The organism is Variovorax sp. P4_B10 (assembly GCF_056402375.1).
Genome location: NZ_JBFUHN010000006.1, coordinates 69,566 through 87,215 on the forward strand (window position 1 = coordinate 69,566; position 17,650 = coordinate 87,215).

20 protein-coding genes and 3 tRNA genes are annotated in these 17,650 nt (G+C 66.9%); 20 read left to right on the forward strand and 3 right to left on the reverse strand.

Translation table 11 applies throughout. The annotated features are described in order from the left end of the window. Window positions 1-5: 5 nt before the first annotated feature. The 14 genes from AC1DXX_RS05015 to AC1DXX_RS05080 all read left to right on the forward strand — a co-directional run bounded on the left by AC1DXX_RS05015 (window position 6) and on the right by AC1DXX_RS05080 (window position 14,301). Entirely contained in the window at window positions 6-818 is an 813-nt protein-coding gene (locus tag AC1DXX_RS05015) for a cyclase family protein (RefSeq protein WP_478133064.1), read from the forward strand. Further along, a complete protein-coding gene (locus tag AC1DXX_RS05020) occupies window positions 815-1,546 on the forward strand; it encodes an SDR family oxidoreductase (RefSeq protein ID WP_478133065.1) in 732 nt (243 codons plus the stop codon). The genes AC1DXX_RS05015 and AC1DXX_RS05020 overlap by 4 nt, the downstream gene beginning before the upstream one ends. 46 nt (window positions 1,547-1,592) lie before the next feature. After that, window positions 1,593-2,759 (forward strand): ABC transporter substrate-binding protein, encoded by a 1,167-nt coding sequence (locus AC1DXX_RS05025; RefSeq protein WP_478133066.1) that lies wholly within the window; start codon window positions 1,593-1,595, stop codon window positions 2,757-2,759. Between the two features lie 370 nt (window positions 2,760-3,129). Then, window positions 3,130-4,275 (forward strand): ABC transporter substrate-binding protein, encoded by a 1,146-nt coding sequence (locus AC1DXX_RS05030; protein WP_478133067.1) that lies wholly within the window; start codon window positions 3,130-3,132, stop codon window positions 4,273-4,275. 21 nt (window positions 4,276-4,296) lie between these two features. Further along, entirely contained in the window at window positions 4,297-5,622 is a 1,326-nt protein-coding gene (locus AC1DXX_RS05035; RefSeq protein ID WP_478133068.1) for an aromatic ring-hydroxylating dioxygenase subunit alpha, read from the forward strand. After that, window positions 5,619-6,083: an aromatic-ring-hydroxylating dioxygenase subunit beta gene (locus AC1DXX_RS05040; protein ID WP_478133069.1), complete on the forward strand. Its 465-nt coding sequence runs from the start codon at window positions 5,619-5,621 to the stop codon at window positions 6,081-6,083. Before AC1DXX_RS05035 ends, AC1DXX_RS05040 begins: the two co-directional genes overlap by 4 nt. A 40-nt stretch (window positions 6,084-6,123) precedes the next feature. Beyond that, window positions 6,124-7,287, forward strand: a complete 1,164-nt coding sequence (locus AC1DXX_RS05045; RefSeq protein WP_478133070.1) for an ABC transporter substrate-binding protein — start codon at window positions 6,124-6,126, stop codon at window positions 7,285-7,287. A gap of 40 nt (window positions 7,288-7,327) precedes the next feature. After that, the gene (locus AC1DXX_RS05050; RefSeq protein ID WP_478133071.1) at window positions 7,328-8,383 is read left to right on the forward strand and encodes a branched-chain amino acid ABC transporter permease; all 1,056 of its coding nucleotides are present in this window, start codon (window positions 7,328-7,330) and stop codon (window positions 8,381-8,383) included. Next, complete coding sequence (locus tag AC1DXX_RS05055; RefSeq protein ID WP_478133072.1) at window positions 8,380-10,176, forward strand: branched-chain amino acid ABC transporter ATP-binding protein/permease; 1,797 nt, start codon at window positions 8,380-8,382, stop codon at window positions 10,174-10,176. The genes AC1DXX_RS05050 and AC1DXX_RS05055 overlap by 4 nt, the downstream gene beginning before the upstream one ends. Next, on the forward strand, window positions 10,173-10,904 hold the full coding sequence (locus AC1DXX_RS05060) for an ABC transporter ATP-binding protein (RefSeq protein ID WP_478133073.1): 732 nt from the start codon (window positions 10,173-10,175) through the stop codon (window positions 10,902-10,904). Before AC1DXX_RS05055 ends, AC1DXX_RS05060 begins: the two co-directional genes overlap by 4 nt. Then, window positions 10,894-12,480 (forward strand): ATP-dependent acyl-CoA ligase, encoded by a 1,587-nt coding sequence (locus AC1DXX_RS05065; protein ID WP_478133074.1) that lies wholly within the window; start codon window positions 10,894-10,896, stop codon window positions 12,478-12,480. Before AC1DXX_RS05060 ends, AC1DXX_RS05065 begins: the two co-directional genes overlap by 11 nt. Before the next feature lie 53 nt (window positions 12,481-12,533). Further along, a complete protein-coding gene (locus AC1DXX_RS05070) occupies window positions 12,534-13,310 on the forward strand; it encodes an SDR family NAD(P)-dependent oxidoreductase (protein WP_478133075.1) in 777 nt (258 codons plus the stop codon). Next, on the forward strand, window positions 13,307-13,837 hold the full coding sequence (locus AC1DXX_RS05075) for a MarR family winged helix-turn-helix transcriptional regulator (RefSeq protein WP_478133076.1): 531 nt from the start codon (window positions 13,307-13,309) through the stop codon (window positions 13,835-13,837). The genes AC1DXX_RS05070 and AC1DXX_RS05075 overlap by 4 nt, the downstream gene beginning before the upstream one ends. Before the next feature lie 2 nt (window positions 13,838-13,839). Beyond that, a complete protein-coding gene (locus AC1DXX_RS05080; RefSeq protein ID WP_478133077.1) occupies window positions 13,840-14,301 on the forward strand; it encodes an acyl-CoA thioesterase in 462 nt (153 codons plus the stop codon). 3 nt (window positions 14,302-14,304) lie between these two features. Here the strand turns inward: AC1DXX_RS05080 and AC1DXX_RS05085 are convergent, their stop codons facing one another. Continuing rightward, window positions 14,305-14,694 (reverse strand): hypothetical protein, encoded by a 390-nt coding sequence (locus AC1DXX_RS05085; protein WP_478133078.1) that lies wholly within the window; start codon window positions 14,692-14,694, stop codon window positions 14,305-14,307. Between the two features lie 152 nt (window positions 14,695-14,846). Here AC1DXX_RS05085 and AC1DXX_RS05090 point away from each other — a divergent pair, with 152 nt between their 5' ends. From AC1DXX_RS05090 to AC1DXX_RS05110, 5 genes are all read left to right on the forward strand, one after another. Then, on the forward strand, window positions 14,847-15,047 hold the full coding sequence (locus AC1DXX_RS05090) for a hypothetical protein (protein ID WP_478133079.1): 201 nt from the start codon (window positions 14,847-14,849) through the stop codon (window positions 15,045-15,047). Between the two features lie 376 nt (window positions 15,048-15,423). After that, window positions 15,424-15,500: transfer RNA gene (locus AC1DXX_RS05095), tRNA-Arg, on the forward strand. A gap of 35 nt (window positions 15,501-15,535) precedes the next feature. Beyond that, window positions 15,536-15,742, forward strand: coding sequence for a short-chain dehydrogenase (locus AC1DXX_RS05100; RefSeq protein WP_478133080.1), 207 nt, complete (start codon window positions 15,536-15,538; stop codon window positions 15,740-15,742). A gap of 28 nt (window positions 15,743-15,770) precedes the next feature. Beyond that, window positions 15,771-15,844, forward strand: a tRNA-His gene (locus AC1DXX_RS05105). A gap of 46 nt (window positions 15,845-15,890) precedes the next feature. Further along, window positions 15,891-16,454 carry an HNH endonuclease gene (locus tag AC1DXX_RS05110; RefSeq protein WP_478133081.1) on the forward strand — a complete coding sequence of 188 codons (564 nt, stop codon included), beginning with the start codon at window positions 15,891-15,893 and terminating at the stop codon, window positions 16,452-16,454. Between the two features lie 85 nt (window positions 16,455-16,539). Here AC1DXX_RS05110 and AC1DXX_RS05115 read toward each other — a convergent pair whose 3' ends face one another. Continuing rightward, window positions 16,540-16,902 (reverse strand): hypothetical protein, encoded by a 363-nt coding sequence (locus AC1DXX_RS05115; RefSeq protein ID WP_478133082.1) that lies wholly within the window; start codon window positions 16,900-16,902, stop codon window positions 16,540-16,542. A gap of 90 nt (window positions 16,903-16,992) precedes the next feature. Between AC1DXX_RS05115 and AC1DXX_RS05120 the strand changes: the two genes are divergently transcribed. Continuing rightward, window positions 16,993-17,412: a hypothetical protein gene (locus AC1DXX_RS05120; protein ID WP_478133083.1), complete on the forward strand. Its 420-nt coding sequence runs from the start codon at window positions 16,993-16,995 to the stop codon at window positions 17,410-17,412. Between the two features lie 78 nt (window positions 17,413-17,490). Here AC1DXX_RS05120 and AC1DXX_RS05125 read toward each other — a convergent pair. Then, window positions 17,491-17,566: transfer RNA gene (locus tag AC1DXX_RS05125), tRNA-Lys, on the reverse strand. Between the last annotated feature and the right edge of the window lie 84 nt (window positions 17,567-17,650).

The window sequence follows — 17,650 nt, forward strand, 5'->3', positions numbered from 1 at the left end:
ATACGATGACGACAACCACCGAACTGATGTCCGCTGCCGAAATCCTCGGCGGCCTGGTGACCGCGATGGCCAGCGGCCGCATCCGCGTGATCGACCTCACGCAGACGCTCACGCCCGAATTTCCGCAGATCGCCTTGCCGCCGGAGATGGGCCAGTGCTGGCCGTTCCGCATCGAGGAAGTGTCGAAGTACGACGAGCGCGGCCCCGGCTGGTACTGGAACAACTTTTCCTGCGGCGAGCACACGGGAACGCACTTCGACGCCCCGATCCACTGGATCTCGGGTCGCGACCTGCCGAACAACTCGGTCGACACCATTCCCGTGCAGCACTTCGTGGCGCCGGCTTGCGTGATCGACTGCTCGGCCGACGTGCAGTCCGACGACGACTACCTGCTGAGCGTGGCCGACATCGAGCGCTACGAAGCGGCGCATGGCCGCATTCCGAAGGGTGCGTGGGTTCTGATGCGCACCGACTGGTCCAAGCGCAGCGACCCCGAGGCCTACCAGAACTTCGACGAGACCGGCCAGCACACGCCCGGCCCGAGCACCGAAGCCGTGCGCTTCCTGGTGGAGCAGCGCGACGTGCTGGGCTTCGGCTCCGAGGCCATCGGGACCGATGCGGGGCAGGGATACCACCTGCGGCCGCCGTACCCGTGCCACTACTACATGCACGGCGCGGGACGCTACGGCCTGCAGTGCCTCAGCAACCTCGACCTGCTGCCGCCATCGGGCGCGGTGCTGATCTGTCCGCCGCTCAAGATCGAGAAGGGCAGCGGCAGCCCGCTGCGCGTGCTGGCCTTGGTGGGAGCCTCGGCATGAACACGGCGCCCAAGGTCGCGGCCGTCACCGGCGGCAGCGCCGGCATCGGCAAGGCGATCTGCGAAGACTTGCTCGCGCAGGGCTACGAGGTGATATCGCTCGCACGCCGCAAGGCCGAGATCGGCCATCCGAAGCTGCACAGCCTAGAGGTCGACCTGAGCGACCGGGCAGCGACAGGCGAAGCGGTGCGCGAAATGGTCGAGCGCTTTGCGCCGACCACCATCGTGCACAACGCCGGCGTCATCCGTGCTGCGTTGCTGCCCGAAGTGAAGCTCGACGATCTCGACGCGCTGGTCGACCTGCACCTGGGTTGCGCAATCCAGCTCGTGCAGGGCGCACTGCCGGCCATGCGCGCACAGCGCTTCGGCCGCGTGGTGCTGCTGTCGTCGCGCGCCGCGCTGGGCCTTGCCACGCGCACCAGCTATTCCGCTACCAAGGCCGGCATGCTGGGCATGGCACGCACCTGGGCGCTCGAGCTTGCTGCGGACGGCATCACGGTGAACGTGGTCGCGCCCGGCCCCATTCGCACCGACATGTTCTACGACGTGGTCGAAGCCGGCAGCGAGAAGGAACGCGCACTCGCGGCCTCCGTGCCCGTCAAGCGACTCGGCGAATCGGCCGATGTGGCACGCGCCGTGCGTTTCTTCGCCGACCCCGACAGCAGCTTCATCACGGGGCAGGTGCTCTACGTCTGCGGCGGCACCAGCGTCGGCAGCCTCGCCCTCTAGTTTTTCAGCGTTCTTCTCGTTCATCCATCACCTCTGGAGCATCGCCATGAAAGTCCTGAACCGATTCCGTGTCCTCGCGGGCATAGCCATGGGCCTCGGCGCCCTGAGCACCGCGGGCGCGTGGGCCGCCGATCTCAAGGTCGGTTTCATCACTTCGCTGTCGGGACCGGTGTCGTCGCTCGGCATTCCCTATGAAAAGGGCATGAAGGCCGCGCTCGCCTACAAGGCCGATCTCGGCGGCCGCAAGATCCAGCTGGTGCAGCTCGACGATGCGTCCGACCCGTCCACGGCCGCACGCAACGCCCGCAAGATGATCGACGAGGACAAGGTCGACGTCATCATCGGCACGGCCGGTTCGCCCGGCGCGCTGGCCATTGCCGGCGTGGCGCGCGAAACGAAGACGCCGCTGATCTCGATTGCCAACGCCAACCTGCCGGGCGAAGAGGGCGCGTGGATGGTCACGCTGCCGCAGCCCGCACCGCTGATGGTGAGCGCGGTGGTCGAGCGCATGAAGAAGTCGGGCGTGAAGACGGTCGGCTACATCGGCTTCTCCGACGCCTGGGGCGACCTGGTGTACGACGCGCTGCAGAAGAGCGCGGAGCCGGCCGGCATCAAGATCGTGTCGAACGAGCGCTATGCGCGCGCCGACTCGTCGGTTACCGGCCAGGTGCTGAAGATCGTGGCGCTGCGTCCCGATGCGGTGATCACGGGCACCTCGGGCACGCCCGGCGCGCTGCCCTACCTGGCGCTTGCGGAGCGAGGCTACAAGGGCCAGATCTACGGCATGCATGCGCTGATCAACCCCGACTTCGTGCGCGTGGGTGGCGCCTCGGTCGAGGGGCTGCTCGCCCCCACCGGCCCGGTGATCGTGGCCGAGCAGCTGCCGAACGAGAACCCGATCCGCAAGGTGTCGATGGACTTCCGTGCCGCCTACCAGAAGGCCAACGGCGCACCGCCGACCGATGCCTTCTCGGCCTACACCTTCGATGCGTGGTTGCTGTACCTCGATGCGGCGCAGCGCGCGCTCGCCACCAAGGCCGAACCGGGAACGCCGCAGTTCCGCCTGGCGCTGCGCGACGCCATCGTGAGCACCAAGGAGTTGGTGGGCACGCACAGCGTCTACAACTTCAAGCCGAACGATCGCTACGGGTCGGACGAGCGCTCGCGTGTTGTCGTGAAGCTTGAGAAGGGCCAGTGGAAGCTGGTTCCCTGAAATGAAGCCTTGCTCTTCTGTTCATCGCGGTGTGTTTGAGGTGCGCTGTTCAGGGCGCGATCACGCCGACGGGGTGCCTTGCTCCGCGAATGTCCCCCGGCGCGGCCTAAGGCCGCATGCCTCCTCCTTTATTTCGCTGCGCAAGGCACCCCATCGGCGTGATCGCTCAGAGCACTGGTTGATCGGCCGCAAACCAGCGGCGTGCCCTCGTGCACAGGGCACCGGGTGCTCCCCGCAGCGAAATAAAGGAGGAGCGAAGCGGGGGACATTCGCGGAGGGGAGTACCCGGTGGCCTGTGCACACGCCCTGAACAACAGCGCCCCGAACACAACAACCAACCCGCATCACAACGCAAGGTGGAGCACCTACGATGAAACAGAATCTGGTTCGAATCCTCGGCGCCACCGCGGTGGCACTGGCAGCCGCTCAGGCCATGGCGGCCGACCTCAAGATCGGCTTCATCAGCTCGCTCTCGGGGCCAGTCGCCGCATTGGGCGTGCCGTACGAAAAGGGCATTCGCGCAGCCATCGCCGAGCATCCCGAGATCGGCGGACGCAAGGTCCAGCTGATCGTGCTCGACGACGCCTCCGACCCCACCACCGCCGGCCGCAACGCGCGCAAGCTGGTGACGGAAGACAAGGTCGACGTGCTGATTGGCACCTCGGGCGTACCGGGCGCGATGGCCATCGCCTCGGTGGCGCGCGAGCTCAACACACCGCTGATCTCTCCCACGCCGGTGACCATTGCCGGCCCGGAAGGCGCGTGGACCGTCACGGTGTCGCAGCCGTTCCCGCTCATGGTGGCGGGCGTGGTGGACCGCATGAAGAAGTCGGACGTGAAGACGGTGGCCTTCATTGGATTTTCGGACGCGCTGGGCGACCTCGCCTACGACTCGCTGAAGAAGAGCGCGGACGCCGCCGGCATCAAGGTGGTGGCGAACGAACGCTATGCGCGCAGCGATTCTTCGGTGGCGGGGCAGGTGCTGAAGATCGTCGCGACCCGGCCCGACGCGGTGTTCGCGGGCAACTCCGGCACGCCCGGCGCGTTGCCCTACATCGCACTGGCCGAGCGCGGCTACAAGGGCAGGATCTACGGCACGCACGGGCTCATCAACGCCGACTTCGTGCGCGTCGGCGGTGCGTCCATCGAGGGCCTGCAGGTGCCCAGCGGGCCGGTGCTGGTGGCCGACCAGCTGCCCGAAAGCAACCCGATCAAGAAGGTGTCGATGGGCTTCCGCGGTGCCTACCAGAAGGTGAATGGTGTGGCGCCGACCGATGCCTTCTCGTCGTACACCTACGACGCCTACCTGCTGCTCGCCGACGCCGCTTCGCGCACCAAGGGCGAGCCGGGTACGCCGCAATACCGCACGGCGCTGCGCGACGCCATCGTCAGCACCAGGGAGCTGGTGGGCACGCACGGCATCTACACCTTCAAGCCCGACGACCGCTATGGCTCCGACCAGCGCGGCGTGGTGATCGTGCAGATGAACAAGGGCCAGTGGAAGCTGGTCCCCTGAACGCAGCCTGAGCCCACGCAGATGACCAGCTACCGCCATCATCCGGACCGGATCGCCGCCCTCGTGCAGCATGACCGGGTGCACCGCGACCTGTACCTGAGCGAGGAAATCTTCGCGCTGGAGCAGGAGCATCTGTTCGCGAACACCTGGGTCTACCTCGGCCACGCGAGCCAGGTACCCGAATCGGGTGATTTCGTGGCGCAGGACATCGCAGGCCGGCCGCTCCTGATGGTGCGGCAGCCCGATGGCGCGGTGCATGTGCTCTACAACCGCTGCGCCCACAAGGGCACGCAGCTGGTGACGGACGAGAGCGGCAACACCGGCCGCTTCTTCCGTTGCCCGTACCACGCGTGGACCTACAAACTCGACGGGGCACCGCTCGGCGTGCCGCTCAAGAACGGCTACGAAGGCACGCAGCTCAAGGCCTGCGAATCGGGGCGGGGGCTTTCCGTGGTGAAGCACGTGAAGGTCTACCGCGACTTCGTGTTCGTGCGGATGTCCGACACGGGGCCTTCCTTCGAGGACTACTTCGGCGAGGTGCTGGGCGCCATCGACAACATGGTCGACCGTTCGCCCGAGGGAAAGCTGACCGTAGGCGGCGGCGTGCTGCGCAACATCGTCCACTGCAACTGGAAGATGTACCTGGAGAACATCAACGACACGGTGCACCCGATGTCGACGCACGAGTCGGCCACGCAGGCGGCCGAGGCGCTGTGGCAGGGCCACGGGCCTTCCGACCCCAAGCCGATGGCGATGGAGCAGATCCTGCCTTTCGGCTCGGGCTACGAGTTCTTCGACAAGATGGGCGGGCGGGTGTTCGCCAACGGCCACAGCGTGCTGGGGGTGAACTTCAGCATCCATTCCAACTACGCCCAGCTGCCCGAGTACGAGGCCGCGATGCAGGCCGCGCACGGGGTGGAGCGGGCAGCCGACATCCTGCAGCGCTCGCCGCAGAACTCGGTCTTCTATCCGAGCCTTTCCGTGAAGGGCTCGCCCCAGGCCATTCGCGTGATCCGGCCGCTGGCGGCCAACCGCACGCTGGTCGAGGCCTGGAGTTTTCGCGCAGCCGGGGCGCCCGCGCTGCTGTTCGAGCGCGCGATGAGCTACAACCGGCTCGTGTTCTCGCCGATGTCGGTGGTCGCGCACGACGACGTGCACCTGTTCGAGAGCATCCAGCGAGGCCTGCGCGCCGGCGGCAACGAATGGGTGAGCCTGCACCGCAACTACGACGCGGCCGAACTGGCGCAATCGACGATCACCACCAACGGCACGAACGAGCTGCTCATGCGCAACCAGTTCCGCGCCTGGGCGAAGTCGATGGCCGCCGGCATGGAGGCCGCGCCATGAACGACCCGCGCGATTTCGTGGCCCACGAGGCGGCCCTGCTCGACGAGCGGCGCTTCGACGACTGGCTGGCGCTGTTCGCCGACGACGGCCACTACTGGGTGCCGCTGCTGGGTGCGGCGCAGGCCGATCCGTTCTCGCACAACTCCCTGGCGTACGAAGACCGGCTGCTGCTGCAGCTGCGCGTCGATCGCCTCAAGAACCCGCGTGCGCATTCGCAGCACCCCGCCAGCCACAGCCAGCACGTGCTGCAGCCTTCGCGCATCGAGGACGAGGCGGGCGGCGAGGTGCGCCTGCGCACGCCGTTCCTCTACGTCGAGGCGCGGGGCGACTCGCAGATCCTGCTGAGCGGCACCGCCCGCCACCACCTCGTGCGCACGCCTTCGGGCTGGGCCATTCGCCAGAAGCGCATCGACCTGCTCGACGCCGCGCGCGCGCTGCCGGCGATCCAGTTGTTCATCTGAGTTACCCGTTCATTCCATCCATCCTCACTGGAGCTACGACATGAAGAACCTGATGCAGACCTTGACGCGCGGTGCCCTCGCCGCGGCGCTGACCGCCTGTGGTGTTGCGAGTGCGTTCGCGGCCGACCTCAAGGTCGGCCTGAGCGTGTCGCTCTCGGGGCCGAACTCCTCGCTCGGCGTGCCTTATGCGAAGGGCATGCAGGCCGCGCTGGCCTACAAGCCGGAGATCAACGGCCGCAAGGTGCAGCTCATCGTGCTGGACGACGGCTCCGACCCGACCACGGCCGGGCGCAATGCGCGCAAGCTGATCGAGGAGGACAAGGTCGATGTGCTGATGGGCACCTCGGGCGTGCCGGCGGCCATTGCGATGGCACAGGTGGGCAAGGAAGCGAAGACGCCGATGATCGGGCTCACGCCGATCCTGCTCGACCCCAACGAGAACCCGTGGGTCATGACCGTGGCACAGCCCACGCAGTTGATGATCGACGCGGTGGTCGAGCGCATGAAGCGCAACAACGTGAAGACCGTGGGCTACATCGGCTTCACCGATGCCTGGGGCGACCTGGTCTACAACGCGCTGATGAAGGCCGCGCCCGAGGCCGGCATCAAGGTGGTGAGCAACGAGCGCTATGCGCGCGCCGACGCTTCGGTGACGGGACAGGTGCTGAAGATCGTCGCGCTGCGGCCCGACGCGGTGATGACCGGCGGCGCCGGCACGCCGGGTGCGCTGCCGTTCCTTGCGCTGCAGGAGCGCGGCTTCAAGGGCGGCGTGTACGGCCAGCATGGCCTGATCAACCCCGACTTCGTGCGCGTGGTCGGCGCTTCCGGGCAGAGCGCGCTGATGCCCACCGGGCCGGTGATCGTGGCCGAGCAGCTGCCGGCCGACTACCCGACCAAGAAGATCGCGACCGATTTCCGCGCGGTGTTCCAGAAGGTCAACAACGCTCCGAGCAGCGACGCCTTCTCGGCCTATTCCTTCGATGGCTGGCTGGTGTTTGCCGATGCCGCCTCGCGGGCGATGAAGAAGGCGGAGCCGGGAACGCCGGAGTTCCGCGTCGCGCTGCGCGATGCCATCTTCAGCACGAAGGAAGTGGTCGGCACGCACGGTGTCTACAGCTTCAAGCCCGGCAGCCTCTACGGCGTGGACGAACGCGCCCGCGTCATCGTCAAGCTCGACAACGGCCAATGGAAGCTCGCACCTTGAACCCCTTCATGCTGACGACGATTCTCGAAGAGGCTTTTCTATGACATGGGACGTGGCGCTGATTCTCGTCACCGATGGCCTGGCCAACGGTGCCGTCTATCTGCTGGCCGGACTCGGGCTGGTGCTGATCTTTTCCGTCACGCGGGTGGTGTTCGTGCCGTTCGGCGACATCGCGGCCTTTGCCGCCCTGTCGCTCGCGGCTTTCGAAACCGGCCGCGTGCCGCCGACCATCGGCATGGTCGCCGTGCTCGCGGCGCTGGCCCTGGCGACGGAGATCGGCGGCCTGCTGCGGCGCGGTGAGGCGGCACGCATTCCCAGGGCGGTGTTGATGTGGGGCGTGCTGCCCGCGATTCCGTGCCTGCTGGCATGGCTGGCGGCCAGCCCCGGGGTGCCGGTGGCGGTGCACATTGCAGTGGCCGTGCTGCTCGTGGTGCCCATCGCGCCGCTGCTGGCGCGGGTGGTGTTCCAGCCGATCGCCGATGCGTCGGTGCTGGTGCTGCTGATCGTGTCGCTGGCGCTGCATTTCTTGCTGTCCGGCCTGGGCCTGCTGTTCTTCGGGCCGGAAGGTTCGCGCACCACGCCGCTCACGAGCGCCATGTTCACGCTCGGCGACGGCTTCACGGTCAGCGGCCAGGTGGTGCTGATGGTGGGCGCGGCCATCGTGCTGAGCGGCCTGTTCTTCCTGGTGTTCGAGCGCACGGTGGCGGGCAAGGCGCTGCGCGCCACGGCCGTCAACCGGGTCGGCGCGCGGCTGGTCGGCATCCGGCCGGTGCGCACGGCGCTGCTGGCCTACGGCTGCGCCTCGCTGCTGGCCGGATTGATCGGCGTGCTGATCGCACCGGTGACGACCATGTACTACGACTCGGGCTTCATCATCGGCCTCAAGGCCTTCGTGGCCGCGATCATCGGCGGGCTCGTGAGCTACCCGATGACGGCCCTGGGCGCGCTCGCAGTCGGCGTGGTGGAGAGTTTTGCCTCGTTCTGGAGCGGCGCATTGAAGGACGTGATCGTCTTCAGCCTGCTGATCCCGGTGCTCATGCTGCGGTCCTTCATGGCGGTCCATGCCGAAGAGGAAGAAGACGAGGTGGACCAATGAACGCCAACAACAGGAACGGCAAACGCATGCTCTGGATCGCCGCGGTGGTCGCCGTGCTGGCCCTGGTGCCGGCCGTGGCGGGCAGCTTCACGGTCTCGCTGCTCAACGACATCGGCATCGGTGCCCTGGTGGCGCTCGGGCTGGTGCTGCTCACCGGCGTGGGCGGTGCCACGTCGTTCGGACAAGCGGCCTTCGTGGGCATCGCGGCCTATGCCACGGCATGGCTGACGACCACGCAGGGCATGTCGCCGTGGATCGGGCTGCTGTTCGCGCTGCTGCTCACGGGGCTGTCGGCGCTGGCCATCGGCATGCTCACGCTGCGGCTCGGCGGGCACTTCCTGCCGCTGAGCACCATCGCGTGGGGGCTGTCGATCGCGATGCTGTTCGGCAACGTCGACGCGCTGGGGCGCCACACGGGGCTGTCGAACATTCCGGCGCTGCAGGTCGCGGGCTGGTCGCTGGCCGATCCGCGTTCGATGTACTACCTGATCTGGGTGGTCGTCGGGCTGGCCTGCCTGTTCAGCCACAACCTGCTGCAGTCGCGGCCGGGGCGTGCCATTCGCGGGTTGCGCGGCGGTGCCACGCTGCTGGCGAGCGTGGGGGCGGATGCGTACCGCGTTCGGCTGTCGCTGTTCGTCACGGCCGCGCTCTTCGCGGGGCTGGCGGGCTGGCTCTATGCGCACATGAACCGCTTCGTGAGCCCGTCGCCCTTCGACGTGCGCGCGAGCATCGAATACCTGCTGATGGCGGTGGCCGGCGGACTCGGGCAGCTGGGGGGCGCGCTGGTGGGCGCCGCGCTGGTGCTGGTGCTGAAGAACGGCCTGCAGGACGTGCTGCCGATGCTCACGCAGCGTGCCGGGCAGCTGGAGGCCGTGGCCTTCGCCACGCTCTTCATCCTGCTGCTGCACTTCGCGCGCGGCGGGGTGATGGGCCTGCTGCGGCGCTGGACACGCCGGCGCGGTGGCACACAGGGCGCGTCGCGCCACGAGGCGCCACCGGTCGAGGCGCTGCCGCATCGCCAGCTGCCGGCGCGCGGCACGCAGGTGCTGTCGGTGAACGGTGCGGTCAAGCGCTTCGGCGGGCTGGTGGCGGTCAACGACGTGAGCTTCGATGTGAAGGCCGGCGAGATCGTCGGGCTGATCGGGCCCAACGGCGCGGGCAAGTCGACCATGTTCAACCTGCTGACCTGCACCCTGCCGATGACCTCGGGCCAGGTGCGCTTCCTGGACCACGACATCGCAGGCATGCCGCAGCGGCAGGTGGCGCGTCTGGGCCTGGCGCGAACCTTCCAGCATGTGAAGCTCAGGCCGCACATGAGTCTGCTGGACAACGTGGCGCTGGGCGCGCACTCGCGCACCCGCTCGGGCATCCTGAAGGCGGGCCTGCGGTTCGACCGGACGGAAGAGAACCAGATCCTGCAGGAAGCGCAGCGCCAGCTCGACCGCATCGGCCTCGGCGACCGCGTGCACGAACTCGCGGGCAGCCTGCCGCTGGGCACGCAGCGCATCCTGGAGATCGCGCGCGCGCTGGCCGCCGACCCGGTGCTGCTGGTGCTCGACGAGCCGGCGGCGGGCCTGCGCCGCAAGGAAAAGATGGCGCTCGGCGACCTGCTGCGCAAGCTGCGCGAAGAGGGCGTGACCATCCTGATCGTCGAACACGACATGGACTTCGTGATGAAACTGGTGGACCGGCTGGTGGTGATGAATTTCGGCTCCAAGCTCGTGGAGGGCGTGCCGTCGGCGGTGCGTGCCGACGCGCGTGTGCAGGCGGCCTACCTGGGGAGCGTTGTATGACCGCGATGCTGGAGATTGGCGATCTGCATGTTTCTTACGGGCAGGTCGAGGCGGTGCGCGGTGTGTCGCTGGATCTGCAGCCGGGTCAGATCATCTCGGTGATCGGTCCCAATGGCGCGGGCAAGACCACGCTGCTCGCGGCTGCGATGGGCTTGCTGCCCTGCAAGGGCACGCTGCGCTTCGAGGGCGAAGACCTGCAGGGGCTCGACGTGGAGGCGCGCGTGGAGCGCGGCCTGTGCCTCGTGCCCGAGAAGCGCGAGCTGTTCGGCGAACTCACCGTGCTCGACAACCTGCAGCTCGGCGCCTATGCCAAGCGGCTGCGCAGCGACGCGATGAAGCGGCAGCTGCAGTCGGTGTACGACCGGTTCCCGCGGCTGGCGGAGCGCCGCTCGCAGCGCGCCGACACGCTCTCGGGCGGCGAACGGCAGATGCTGGCGGTGGGGCGCGCGCTGATGTCGGCGCCGCGCCTCCTGATGCTCGACGAGCCCAGTCTCGGCCTCGCGCCGCTGATCGTGCGGGACATCCTCAACATCGTGCGCAAGCTGCGCGAGGACGGCGTCTCGATCCTGCTGGTGGAGCAGAACGCACGCGCGGCGCTCGAGAGTTCGGACCACGGCTATGTGCTGGAGACCGGCGAGATCGCGCTTTCGGGTGCCTCGGCCGAGCTGGCGAGCGACCCCCGGGTTCAGGCAACCTACCTGGGTGGGGGGACGCACGATGACGAGTGAAGCGCGCGCATTGCCGCCGGCCCAACGCACGCTGCCCGCGATGCTGCAGCGGCAGTCGGCGCTGTTCGGCGCGCGTCCGCTGCTCCGGGTGGCGGGGCGGCAATGGACGCACGGCGATGCGGCCACGGCGGCCGCGGTTCGTGCCGGGGCGCTGGCGCAGGCTGGCGTGACGCGCGGCGACCGCATCGCGGTGATGTGCGGCAACCGCATCGAGTTTCTCGAGACCTTCCTCGGCGCCGGCTGGCTGGGCGCGTCGGTCGTGCCGGTCAACACGGCATCGATGGGGCCGCAGATCGAATACTTCCTGGCCAACAGCGAGACGAAGCTGCTGGTGATCGAGGCGGGTTTTCTCGAGCGGCTGAAGACGGCCGACCTGGGGCGCACGGCCCTGCGCGAAGTCTGGGTGGTCGGCGAGGCCGATGCTGCATGGGAGCCGCCTGCGGGCGTGCATGTCTCGGGCTATCCCGAAGGCGCGGAAGCCGTTGCGCCTGCCGCGGTGCAGCCCGGCGATCCGCTCGCCATCCTCTACACCTCGGGCACCACCGGACCGGCCAAGGGCGTGATCTGCCCGCATGCGCAGTACTTCTGGTGGGGCCTGAACACCGCCGAGGTGCTCGGCATCGGCCGGGACGACGTGCTCTGCACCACGCTGCCGCTCTTTCACATCAATGCGCTCAACACCTTCGCACAAGCCGCGGTGACGGGGGCCGAGGTGGTGTTCGAGTCGCGCTTCTCGGCCTCGGGCTTCTGGCCTTCGATGCGGGCGAGCGGCGCAACCGTGGTCTACCTGCTCGGCGCGATGGTGCCCATCCTGCTCGCGCAGCCCGAGGGGGAAGGCGAGCGGGATCACCGCATTCGCACCGGGCTCGGGCCGGGCGTGCCGTCCGCGGCGGGACAGGCCTTCAAGGCGCGCACGGGTGTGTCGCTGCTCGAAGGCTATGGCTCGACGGAAACCAACTTCGCCATCGCCACTGCGCCGGATTCGCCGCGCGGCGGGGTCATGGGCTGGCTGCGGCCGGGCTTCCAGGCGCGCGTGGCCGACGAGGACGATGCGGAATTGCCGCCGGGCGAGGCCGGCGAACTGCTGCTGCGCGCGGACGAGCCCCATGCCTTCGCGAGCGGCTACTTCAACATGCCCGAGAAGACCGTCGAGGCATGGCGCAATCTCTGGTTCCACACCGGCGACCGCGTGGTGCGCGACGCCGACGGCGCGTTCCGCTTCGTGGACCGCATCAAGGACGCGATTCGCCGGCGCGGCGAGAACATCTCTTCGTTCGAGGTCGAGCAGGTGCTGCTGAGCCATCCGGGCGTGGCGTCGTGCGCGGTGTACCCGGTGCGCTCCGAACTGGCCGAAGACGAGGTGATGGCTGCGCTGGTGGCACGCGAGGGCGCGCTCATCGACCCGGCCGAGCTGGTGCGTTTTTGCGAGAGCCGCCTGCCTTACTTTGCCGTGCCGCGCTACATCGACGTTCTGGCCGACCTGCCGCGCACCGAGAACGGCAAGGTGCAGAAGTTCAAGCTGCGCGAGCGCGGTGTGGGGCCGCAGACCTGGGACGGCAGGCGTTTCATGCGGTGACAACCCGGGCAAACGGACGCGGCTAAAATGATTCAGAACTAAAACATTCAGGTATGCAATCAAATTCATTCACTGGCCGTCATGCACTCGTCACCGGCGCTGCCCGCGGCATCGGCGCCGAGATCGCCCGCACCCTGGCCGCCGAGGGTGCCGTACTGACCCTGCTGGGGCGCGACCGTGAAGCGCTTCAGCGCGTGGCCGATACGCTCGCCGGCAGCGGGCATGGCGTGGCTGCGGCCGACGTGGCGGACCCGGAGGGCGTGCAGTCGGCCTTCGCGCAGGCGCGTGCCGCGCGAGGCCCGATCGCCATCCTCGTCAACAACGCGGGCGCCGCCGAGAGCGCGCCGTTCCTCAAGACCTCGGTCGAGCTCTGGCAGCGGATGCTGTCGGTGAACCTCACCGGGAGCTTCCTGTGCGCGCAAGCTGCGCTGCCCGACATGCTCGACGCCGGCTGGGGCCGCATCGTCAACATCGCGAGCACGGCAGGGCAAAAGGGCTATGCCTATGTCGCCGCCTACACCGCGGCCAAGCATGGTGTGATCGGGCTCACCCGCTCGCTCGCGCTCGAGGTGGCGCGCAAGGGCATCACGGTGAATGCCGTGTGCCCCGGCTACACCGACACCGACATCCTGCGCAACAGCGTCGCCAACGTGGTCGGCAAGACCGGGCGCAGCGAGGCCGATGCGCTGGCGGAATTTTCGAGCGTCAATCCGCAGCGCCGCATCGTGCAGCCGGCCGAGGTGGCCGATGCGGTGCGCTGGTTGTGCGGGGAGGGCGCTGCGTCGGTCACCGGCCAGTCGATCTCGGTTTCCGGAGGAGAAGTGACATGACACGCAACGATGCCTCGCACGCCGCGCTGAGCGACGCGGAAGAACTGGGTCACGAGGCGCGCGCCGGCCACGAAGACCACGCGATGCTCAAGCTGTGGCTGCGCATGCTCGCGAGCACCACGCAGATCGAGGCCGAAATCCGTCGCCGCCTGCGCGAGCGCTTCGGCATCTCGCTGGCGCGCTTCGACTACATGGCCCAGCTCTACCGCTACAAGGACGGGCTCAAGATGCGCGTGCTGTCGCGCTACCTGATGGTGACCGGCGGCAATGTGACGGGCCTGACCGACGAGCTCGAACGCGAAGGCATGGTGGCACGAGCGCCCAGTCCCGACGACCGCCGCGCGTGGATCGTGAGCCTCACGCCCGTCGGCCGGCGCACCTTCGAGACGATGGCGAGCGAGCATGAGCAGTGGATCCTCGAGATGTTCTCGGGCCTGGACATGAAGACGGTCAAGCAGATGCACAGCCAGCTGGGGCTGTTGCGCGTGCATGTGATGCGCGGCGAGCCGGCCGGCGAGGAGCGCTGACGGTGAGCGGCGCGACCCCTGCCGATCCGGCGGCAGCGAGCACGGAGTTCCGGCGTCCGCGGCTGATCCGGTTTTCGGACTGTGACCCGGCGGGCATCGTGTTCTATCCGCAGTACTTCGTGATGCTCAACGGCCTTGTCGAAGACTGGGTGAACGAGGGCCTGGGTCTCAGCTACCACGGGCTGGTGGCCGAGCGCCGCATTGGCCTGCCGACCGTGAAGCTCGAGGTGGACTTCCGGGCCGTGAGCCGGATGGGTGACCGGGTGACGCTCGGCCTCGCCGTGGAGCGGCTGGGCGCGCGCTCGATGACCCTGGCGGTGCGCTGCTTCGACGCCGCGGCCGGCGAAGTGCGCATGCAGATGCAGCAGGTGATCGTGACCACGTCGCTCGAGACGCATCGCGCCGTGGCCATTCCGGACGACATGCGCGCGGCGATCCTGCGCGACGCACCCGCTCTGGCCTGAACCTCAGGGCGCCGGCTCCCCGCCGGCCTCCTGCGCGCGTTTCTTCAGCCAGCCGCCGAGTTCTCTCTTCCCCTTGGCATTGGCCGTTCGCCAAGCTTCGCGCGCGGCCGCGATGAAGCGCTCTTCCGCCGCATCCGGCACCTCGGAAGGCCGGTCTTCCTTGTCGAGCCAGCCGGGCTCCACGTCGCAGTGCCGCTCGATCTGCCGCGCGAGGTTGTCGCCGATGGGCCGGGAACTCTTGATCTGGCTCCACATGCTCGGGGAGATTTCGATCTTCTTCGCAAAGGCCTGGTCCAGTCCCTTGGCGGGGAGGCCCGCTGCAACGGCGCCCTCGAGAAAGCGGCGATGCAGCGCAAGGACATTGCGACGGCGCGCGACGGTGGTATTGGGCACTGTTCAAAAACAACAACAAGACAAGAAAAGATTGTCCCGGTTGTTGACGCCGCCGTAAACACTATTTACAGTTGCCCTCATTCGCGGCTCAAGCCGTACCTTTTTTCCAACCCTTTAACAGCCGACAGCGGCAAATTTGATCAGGAACCATCGTGAACACCGCATTGACCCTCACCAACATTCGACCCGCATCGGGCCGGGCGTTCGTGCGCGTGTGGTCGTGCGATGGTTTCGACATGCCGTCGGGCAAATCGAATCTGCGCCAGAGCTATGTGCATTCGACGCAAGCCGCAGGCAGCCTGCGCGTTGGCAAGTTCGAGGATCAGGTGATACCGGGTGGAGGTTGCGCATAGGCGCATACCTTCCAAGCTCTCTCCCAAAGAGGCCCGGACACCGAAAGGTTCCGGGCCTTTTTGTTTTTTGCTTTTTTGTTTGCCGTGCTTTGCCATTTCGGGTGTGCCTTCACCACACCGCCAGAGCCCACCGCGTAGACGGTCTGGCGGGATGTGCAGGAAGTGATCACTCCTGTGCAGCGACGTCGTACGGGGCAGCGCCCAGCGCGCTGTCCGTCGCGTGAGGACACAACCGAAATGGAAAAGCGGTCATCCGTTTTTTCTCAACCCAACCCGAGCGGGACCGGGCCATGCAGATGGCCCTCCCGCGGAAACCGGCCGCAAAGATTGGGCGGCGCCGGAACTCGTAACCGGACACTTTTTTTGTTTGTTTCATCCCGCGTTAGCTCAATGGATCAGAGCACTTGCCTACGAAGCAAGGGGTTGCACGTTCGAGTCGTGCACGTGGGGCCAGTTTTTTGTTTTGCTGTCACAACCAAGGAGTCACCATGCGCAAGCGCAACACCCCGATCCGGATGATCACCGTGCGCCCGGCCCAGCCGCGCAGCCGCATGGTGCTCGCCTTGTTTCGCCGTTTCGGTATTGGCGCCGATGCGCGGCATGCGGCAGCGGACTCGTCCGCTTCGTTGGGCCATGCGCGGCTGCGCGAGTGCCTCGATCTCGACCAGCGCGTGCGCGAAGTGGGCGAGTGGTAGCCGGCCGATCGGTTTTCTTCTCTTCACGGTGCGCGTAGCTCAACGGCAGAGCCGCGGGTTGTGATCCCGCTGACGACGGTTCGATTCCGTTCGTGCACCCCATTGTTTTCATTCATCCACCCATCGCCGCGAAAGGAGGCGAGACATCATGCACCCCCACGTCCTGCAACTCGATATTCAGGGCACGCCGCAAGCCTGGATTTCGCTGGAGCAGGCGGTGCTGCACTACGCGACCGAATCGGTCGCCTGGGAAGACGGCAACCTGCCGCTGGCCACGCTGCGTGGCGGCTTCAACGTGGCACGCGGTGTGCAGTCGCGCATCGACGTGGCGCCGATCATTGCGCTGCGCGGCGCATCGAAGATCAACCTGTTCGATGTGGTGCCGGGCGTCACCAAGAGCAAGCTGGTGCGGCGCGACCGCCACACCTGCGCGTACTGCGCGGGCGTGTTCCACGAGCGCGATCTGCAATGCGAGCATGTGCTGCCCGAATCGCGTGGCGGTCCGTGGACCTGGACCAACCTGGTGAGCGCATGCGCGGTCTGCAACAACAGGAAGGCGGCGCGCACGCCGGAGGAAGCCGGTATGCCGCTGGTCTATCTGCCCTATGTGCCGAGCCGCTTCGAAAACTTCCTGCTCGAAGGCCGCAACATCCGTGCGGACGTGCACGAGTGGCTGGCGAAGCGGCTGCCCAAGGGCTCGCGGCTCCAGTGAGGATGCGCTGTGCAGTTGGCCGGCACGCATGTAAAAAGCCCGCTGTCGTTCGGACAGCGGGCTTTTTCTTGTGCAGATGAAACGTTCAGCGCCCGACGCCGAAGACGCGGTAGGCGATCACCCCTGCAGCTGCCAGGCCGCCGACGATGATGCAAATCACTTTGGTGACACGGCCGTTGCCGCGTTTCGAGCGGCCCCAGTGCTCCGGCCCGATCAGGTCGATGGGAACGGTGGGTTTGCCTATGTCGGAAGCCTTTTCCATGGGAGAAATATAGCTCAGGCTTGAAAGCATATCTTCGGGCCGGCTCATTGTGTTGCCATGGAACATCGCTGCCGGCCCTGGATGCGGGTCGGGCAAAAAATAACCCGCCGAAGCGGGTTGCAACGAGCCTTTGGGCTTCGAGGTTGATGCCCCTGTCGTATTGGTTGTTGTGATGCGTGACAGCAAGTGCAAGATGCCATGTCGCACGTAGAACTTTCGTAGGTTGGGGCCCGCATGAAGCGTAAATGACGGCTTTAAATGTGAAATAGTGCCTGTATGAACAAAGAAATCATTCTGGAGAGTTTGACGCGCGCGCTCGAAAGCTGGGTTCGCAATGCTTCTGCGCAGCATCTCTGGCAGGTGCATCGAGCGGGTGGCCTCGGCGCGTCCATCCATGCAGACAGCGAGATCGTTCAGGCCCGCATCACGCTGGGCGGCGCGCGCAATGCGCTGTCGGACATCGGCAAGACGGATGGGCGGTTGCCGGTCACGGAGGCTTTCCTGGGCACGAGCGTGGCTGCCTGGGGCACGCCGCCGCCGCAAGGCAGCCCCGCGCGCGAGCAGTGGTTCCTGTCCAATGAACTGGCGCAGGAACATGCGCGGCAGTATCTGGTGGCCGAGGTCGGCGAGAAGCGGGATCTGCTCGCGCGCTTCGTCGACGACTGGATGACGCGGCAGGGCGGGACGGCTTCCTGATCGCCAACCTGGCGCACAAACAAAAACGCCTGCTACCGGTGAAGGAAGCAGGCGTTTTTGGCGTTTCCGCAATGTTGGTGGTGGGCCCTGAGTGACTCGAACACTCGACCTACGGATTAAGAGTCCGCTGCTCTACCAACTGAGCTAAGAGCCCATGCTCTGTCAACGACTAGCGTTTTCAGGCAAGACCACGAGTATATCCCAGAATTTTCCTGTCTCCAAAAATTTTGTGCGTGGC